Here is a 7,001-nt window from a genome sequence, read left to right on the forward strand (position 1 = left end):
ATTTTAGCCGAATTTAGACTAAATCAATTATTTTAACCTTTGGGAATCGTAATAATCCTTGCAAATTATCATTGAAAATGATAATTTGCAAGTATGATTGAACGAACCCTTATGCCACATCTGCTCGAAGCACTACAAAATCAACCGGCTGTAGTATTGTTAGGCGCTCGCCAAGTAGGGAAAACCACCTTAGCGCATCAACTTCTCTCCACCCATCAAGCTATCTATCTTGATTTGGAGGACTATGTGCAACGTGAAGGTGTGATGCAAAACCCTAAACTCTTTTGCGAACAACATAAACATGAGCTGGTCATCTTTGATGAAATTCAAAATACACCCGCCTTGTTTCCGGTACTACGCGGAATCATTGATCAGCGTCGTCGTGAAGGACGCGATTCGGGGCAATTTTTACTACTCGGTTCTGCTTCGATTGAGCTGATGAAACAGGCTGGAGAAAGCCTTGCCGGACGTGTCGCTTATCTTGACCTCACCACACTGAATGCGCTGGAAGTAGGCAAACTCCAGATTGAAACCCTCTGGACTCGGGGCGGTTTTCCACAAAGTTATCTGGCACATTCTGATGAAGATAGTTTTCGCAAACGCAAATATTTGCTTCGTAGTTATTTAGAAAAAGATATTCCTTTCTTTGATCGCTCGGTTCCCCAAGAAACTATGCAGCGCTTATGGTTGATGCTGGCACACTTGCAAGGCCAGCCTTTTAATGCCAGCCATATTGCCAATAATTTAGGTTTAGACTATCGAAAAGTCATTGCTTATACGGATTTACTGGTTGATTTAATGCTAGTTCGGCGTTTACAGCCTTTTCATATTAATATTGGCAAACGCTTAGTCAAAACACCGTTATTATACATCCGAGATAGCGGTTTATTACATGCTTTACTAACACTTCCCACTTGGGACTCTTTGATTACGCACCCTATTGCGGGTGCAAGTTGGGAAGGCTTTGTGATCGAAAATTTATTAGCTATTTTACCGGACGAAGTTATACCCTATTTTTACCGTACCAGCAGTGGGGCGGAAATGGATTTAGTTTTGCTTTATCCCGATCAAAGTAAACTAGCGATAGAAATCAAACGCAACCCACGCCCCAAACTCAGTAAAGGCTTCTACAGCGCCCAAGCTGACTTACAAGCAAGGCATAGTTATATAGTCACTCCGGAGGAAATCTCGTTTCCTATCAACGAGCAAACGACACAAATAGGTTTGTATGGTTTGATGGAGAAATTGAAAGTCCCGAATTAAATGCTGAGTTAAACGACTCACCGCAAAAACCCATGCTCCGCCAAAAAGGCTTCAGTAATCCCACCGGCATTCATTTCTGCAGCCTTATCCCCCAACAATAAACGCTCTAAATAGCGCGCCACCACATCCACTTCTAAATTAACTTTAGAACCAGCACGATAACCCGACATAATCGTTTCTTGCAGAGTATGCGGAACAATATTCAACTCAAAAAAAGCACCCTCCACTTTATTCACAGTCAAGCTCGTTCCATCGACACAAATCGAGCCTTTAGCTGCAATGTATTTAGCTAAACTATCCGGGGCTTTTAAACGAAAACGCACTGAACGGGCATCATCATAGCGGCTCACGACTTCGCCTAAACCATCCACATGGCCACTGACTAAATGTCCACCTAAGCGGGTACTTAAAGTTAAAGCTTTTTCTAAATTGACATTAGAACCAAGATTTAATTGCCCAATACTAGTGAGTGATAAAGTTTCGCGAGACACATCAGCACTAAAACTGGAGGCGTCTAAAACCACCGCTGTTAAGCAAACACCATTCACTGCAATGCTATCCCCCAATTGCACATCACCCATATCAAGCTTACCGGTCGCAATCGTTAAGCGTAGATCGCCACCGACCGTCTGCATTGCTCGAATCGTACCCATTGCTTGAATAATGCCTGTGAACACTACCCTACTCCTACTTAAAATCAGCCAAAATTCGCCAGTCTTGTCCAACTACTCGAATATCTCGAATACTTAACGCATAGCGCTCTGCCATCGTTATCAGTGGCAAATTAAATAAAGGTCGTGCCGCTGAACCCATTAAATGCGGAGCCATATACAAAACTAGCTCATCCGCTAAACCTTGCTCAATAAACTGACCGCTTAAAGTCGCACCCGCCTCTACATGCACTTCATTAATACCATCGACCTTTAAAGCCTTCAGCACTTCAGTTAAATCTAGGCGATTGCCTGTGAATTGCCTCACTTGTATGCCCAAATTTTGTAGCAGAGTGATTTTTGCCTCGTCAGTGCTACAGGTATAGATCAGCACTTGACCCGCCGTTTCTAATAAAGGAGCTTCTAGCGGAAAACGTAACTTAGAATCTAAAACCACTCGGACAGGTTGACGCACTTCACCACTAATCCCTAGTTCTTGTGCAGTCAAGCGTACATTGAGCTTGGGTTGATCCATCAACACCGTATCAATCCCAGTGAGTACCGCTCCCGCTTGCGCCCGCCAGAACTGCACATCGCGCCGCGCAGCTTCCCCGGTGATCCACACACTTTCTCCCGATGCCATTGCCGTGCGTCCATCGAGACTCATCGCCATTTTAATCCGTACAAACGGACGCTGACGCTCCATCAGACTCATGAAGCCCGGATTTAAAGCGCGTGCTTCTACGGCTAATAGACCTGAAGCCGTTTCAATACCGACAGATTGTAAACGCTGCAAGCCTTGACCGGCTACTAGGGGGTTAGGATCGACCATCGCAGCAATCACTTTAGCGACTTTAGCTGCTACTAACGCTTCAGCGCAGGGGGGTGTACGCCCATAATGGGCACAAGGCTCTAAACTGACATAAGCAGTTGCACCCTGTGCTCGCCCTTCGGCTGCTCGCAAGGCAAATACTTCCGCATGCGGCTGACCTGCTCGTTCATGCCAACCCTCACCAACTATTTGCCCGTCTCGTACTAGCACACAACCCACTCGCGGATTCGGATGCGTGGTATACAAGCCATAACGTGCTAATTGCAGAGCACGCGCCATATAAGCATGATCTTCAGGAGTAAACACTGACATGGAAGGGATTAATCTAAGCGATCCGTTGAGGACTTATATTCATCAGGATGCTCACGCTCCATCCGATCAATCATATTACGAAACTCAGCCATACTGCTAAAGCGTTGATAAACAGAAGCAAAACGAATATAGGCGACTTCGTCCAAATGCTTTAACTCCGCCAGCACCAACTCGCCAATCTGAGCGGAGGAGACTTCACGTTCCCCACTCATCAATACCTTTTTGCGGATACGGCTAATCGCAGCTTCAGCTTGATCAATTGTCACAGGACGCTTTTCCAAAGCACGCATAATGCCCGCACGGAGCTTTTCATCATGAAAAGGCTCTCGTGCAGCATTCGATTTAATCACACGTGGCATAGTTAATTCAGCTAGCTCATAGGTGGTAAAGCGCTCTTCACAAGCTGAACACTTGCGCCGCCGCCTCACTTGCTCACCCTCGCTGGCTAGCCTCGAATCAATCACGCGCGTGTCTTCCGCGCCACAAAATGGGCAACGCATGTTAGTCCGCGTATACAGGGAAGCGTTTGCAGATAGCTAGCACTTCTTTTTTCACCCACTCGGTGGTAGCAGAGTCATTGATATTATCTAAGACATCTGCAATCCAGTGGGCTAGTTGCTCGACTTCAGCTTCTTTAAAACCACGGGTGGTAATCGCCGGTGTACCGACGCGAATCCCGCTAGTAACAAAAGGAGATTGCGGGTCATTCGGCACTGAATTTTTATTCACCGTAATATTTGCTGCCCCTAAAGCAGCATCGGCAGCTTTACCCGTCAAACCTTTCGCGATCAGATCAACCAGCATTAAGTGATTATCCGTGCCGCCCGAAACAATATTATAGCCACGGCTAATCAAGGTTGCCGCCATCACTTTGGCATTTTTTACCACTTGCTGTTGATAAGCGGTGAACTCTGGCTCTAAGGCTTCTTTGAAGGCAACTGCTTTAGCAGCAATTACATGCATCAGCGGGCCACCTTGAATGCCAGGGAAAACTAAAGAATTAAATTTCTTTTCAAGGTCAGGATTCGCTTTCGCTAAAATAATGCCACCACGGGGGCCACGTAAAGTTTTGTGCGTGGTTGAGGTAGTTACATCAGCGATTTGTACGGGGCTTGGATAAGCACCAGCAGCCACTAAACCTGCTACATGCGCCATATCGACCATTAAATAAGCGCCTACTTTATCGGCAATCTCACGAAACTTTTGCCAATCAATCACGCGTGAATAAGCGGAAAAACCTGCAACAATCATTTTTGGCTGATGCTCAACCGCTAAACGCTCAACTTCAGCATAATCAATATAACCCTCTGAAGTAATGCCATATTGCACCGCATTATAGATGCGCCCAGAGAAGTTCACTTTTGCCCCATGCGTTAAGTGACCACCATGAGCTAAGCTCATCCCTAAGACCGTATCACCCGGATTGAGTAAAGCCATATACACAGCCGCATTCGCTTGTGAACCTGAATGAGGCTGCACATTTGCATAATCAGCACCAAATAATTTTTTAACGCGATCGATGGCTAATTGCTCAGCAACATCCACATACTCACAACCACCGTAGTAGCGCTTTGCTGGATAGCCTTCAGCATATTTATTGGTTAAAACTGAACCTTGTGCCTCTAACACCCGCGGGCTAGCATAGTTCTCGGAGGCGATTAATTCGATATGCTCTTCTTGACGTTGAGTTTCGGCGGCCATCGCTTGCGCTAGCTCTTGGTCGTAGCTGGCAATGGTCATAGATTTGGTAAACATGCTAATCAAGTCTCCTGCACATTATTGAGTGGTGATAGCGGCGTATCATAACAACAATTAACAACTTGACCTATGCTGTTCAGCTTAGAAAAACTAAATCTCGGCACAGACTCTAAACTATCAGAGTCTGCTTTAGCCTTACGAACTACTATCAAGCTGCCGGCGGAGTAGCCCGTGAACCATAAACTTTGCCGCACACCAGCGAGGGCTTCCCATTGAAATCATGAAACTGCAAGGTCGAACCTAGTTGTTGCACACTACCTGCACGCCCTAAAACGCGCAAATATCGCCCTTCCCAACTCCCTGCATCAATTGTTGGCTCACCCGGAGCAGGGCGAATTACTTCACACGGTTTGTCTCCACGATTAATACCAACCACTTTGAAACCACGATTGCCTACTTGCACAAAATTAGCCGTGTAATTATTACAGCCGCCTATACCTACCATCGCTGTCTGCTCAACCAACATGGTCATACGTAACTCTTTAGGTACTGCATTACCGTAAATAGACATGACAAACCAACGGCTTCCTAATAAGGAAGGACCACCACTATTTAATGGGCAAGCTCCCGGCGGCAAACTAGCAGATGGAACCGGTGTATCTGCAGCTAAAACCTGACTAGCCCATAGCGCTGCAGGTAGAATTAAAAAGGCTCTGCGCGTTAATTGTACAGAGTTCAAATGGAAGACCTCGCTATTCATAGTTCCCTCTCTTAGGCACTTCTTAAGTTATGAACGCCAAGCAATAAAATAAGCTGGCGACAGCTTAAGTATAGGCAAAGAAACAACAACTCACTGAAATTTTGACTGATATATAGCCAAATATTAGCATTTTAGCCACAAGAAGTCGGATCGCTACAACTAGCCTTGGCCGGCAAGCTAACACCCAATTCCTGACCTAAGCGTATCCAATCAAAAAATGGCCCTGGATCAGTTTTACGTTCAGGTGCAATGTGCTGATGTCCCGTAATTTGCTCTATAGACAGGCTTGGATAAGCCCAACACAGAGCTTTGATAATTTCGGTAAGCTGTTGGTATTGAAGCTCAGTAAAAGGCATAAAATCAGTACCTTCTAATTCAATCCCGATTGAGAAGTCATTACAGCGACTACGCCCACGATATAGAGAGATGCCCGCATGAAAAGCACGTAAATGGAAAGGTACATACTGAATAACCTCACCATTACGCCGAATTAATAAATGGCTAGCAACTCTTAAATGACCAATCTCAGCAAAGAAAGGGTGCGCATCTTTATTTAAAGTATTCGTGAATAATTGGGTAATATAATCCCCACCGAATTCACCAGGAGGCAAGGTAATATTATGCAAGACAATCAGCTCGGGCACACAGCCCTCTGGACGTTCATCATGATTAGGAGAAAGACATTGTTGAGCTTCGGCCAATAAACCAGTAATGTGATCAATTACCATCGTTAAAAATCACCCTAGACAAAAATTACTCATACTTATTATGATTCATTAAATTAAAAAATAAATAATAATCATTCATATTTATTATATAAAGATAAGAATTTTCTATTTAAAACCTTATTGAAAGCTCGCTCTGCTAATACAATCACCAATCTCATTCATTAATTTATTGTTAATAAAGTAACACTTATAATTCGCCCATAGCAATACAGACCCCATGGGCATGGAGTCTGCACAAGTTTTTAAAACAGGGGAAATTTAAATGCACTTACAAAGCAACCTACGTTGGTGTGCAGTGTTTTTGGCTTTGTCTACATCTTTAGCACCTACTATTAGTATTGCGGAAACTCATGTTCCTTACAAAATTCAGATGACCCGAACCCAACCGGATCAACCACTGCGCAAATCTACCATTATGGGTAAAGTCAAAGACATGTACCCTGGGCGAATTTTATCGATTGAACCACAATCTGATCGTGGTCCTGATTGCCATGTAGTAAAATTGATGGGTGATGACGGTGAATTCCGGATCATTCATGTGGCTTGCACTAAATAAGCTGGTTAACCATTGCAACTAACTTTAAAGCCTAGCCCTTAAGCTAGGCTTTTTTATTAATATGAAAAGAAATTGATAGTTTTTTATTCTGAAACTTCAGTGTATGATGGCTTAACAAAAGACGGTACAGGGCTCCGTCTATCTAGATAAGTAACTAGCTAGAAGTTTCCACGTATAAGATCCTGCTGGTGTAAACTGGTAG

At 44.4% G+C, this 7,001-nt stretch carries 8 protein-coding genes; 2 read left to right on the top strand and 6 right to left on the bottom strand.

What is annotated here, in order from left to right; translation table 11 throughout:
• Positions 1-93: 93 nt before the first annotated feature.
• On the top strand, positions 94-1,263 hold the full coding sequence (locus Q0307_RS16995) for an ATP-binding protein (protein ID WP_298662241.1): 1,170 nt from the start codon (positions 94-96) through the stop codon (positions 1,261-1,263).
• A 17-nt stretch (positions 1,264-1,280) separates the two neighbouring features.
• On the opposite strand, the gene Q0307_RS17000 is transcribed toward Q0307_RS16995, so the two are convergent.
• From Q0307_RS17000 to ampD, 6 genes are all read right to left on the bottom strand, one after another.
• Positions 1,281-1,940, bottom strand: coding sequence for a riboflavin synthase (locus Q0307_RS17000; RefSeq protein ID WP_298662242.1), 660 nt, complete (start codon positions 1,938-1,940; stop codon positions 1,281-1,283).
• 10 nt (positions 1,941-1,950) lie between these two features.
• On the bottom strand, positions 1,951-3,057 hold the full coding sequence (ribD, locus tag Q0307_RS17005) for a bifunctional diaminohydroxyphosphoribosylaminopyrimidine deaminase/5-amino-6-(5-phosphoribosylamino)uracil reductase RibD (RefSeq protein ID WP_298662244.1): 1,107 nt from the start codon (positions 3,055-3,057) through the stop codon (positions 1,951-1,953).
• Positions 3,058-3,065: 8 nt separating this feature from the next.
• Positions 3,066-3,557, bottom strand: a complete 492-nt coding sequence (gene nrdR / locus Q0307_RS17010) for a transcriptional regulator NrdR (protein WP_298662246.1) — start codon at positions 3,555-3,557, stop codon at positions 3,066-3,068.
• 1 nt (position 3,558) lies between these two features.
• Positions 3,559-4,812, bottom strand: coding sequence for a serine hydroxymethyltransferase (glyA, locus tag Q0307_RS17015; protein ID WP_298662247.1), 1,254 nt, complete (start codon positions 4,810-4,812; stop codon positions 3,559-3,561).
• A gap of 151 nt (positions 4,813-4,963) precedes the next feature.
• Complete coding sequence (locus tag Q0307_RS17020) at positions 4,964-5,515, bottom strand: hypothetical protein (protein ID WP_298662248.1); 552 nt, start codon at positions 5,513-5,515, stop codon at positions 4,964-4,966.
• A gap of 131 nt (positions 5,516-5,646) precedes the next feature.
• Entirely contained in the window at positions 5,647-6,243 is a 597-nt protein-coding gene (ampD, locus tag Q0307_RS17025; protein WP_298662249.1) for a 1,6-anhydro-N-acetylmuramyl-L-alanine amidase AmpD, read from the bottom strand.
• Positions 6,244-6,505: 262 nt separating this feature from the next.
• Between ampD and Q0307_RS17030 the strand changes: the two genes are divergently transcribed.
• Entirely contained in the window at positions 6,506-6,799 is a 294-nt protein-coding gene (locus tag Q0307_RS17030) for a hypothetical protein (RefSeq protein ID WP_298662250.1), read from the top strand.
• The last annotated feature ends 202 nt before the right edge of the window (positions 6,800-7,001 follow it).

The organism is uncultured Thiothrix sp. (assembly GCF_937873765.1).
Lineage (GTDB): Bacteria > Pseudomonadota > Gammaproteobacteria > Thiotrichales > Thiotrichaceae > Thiolinea.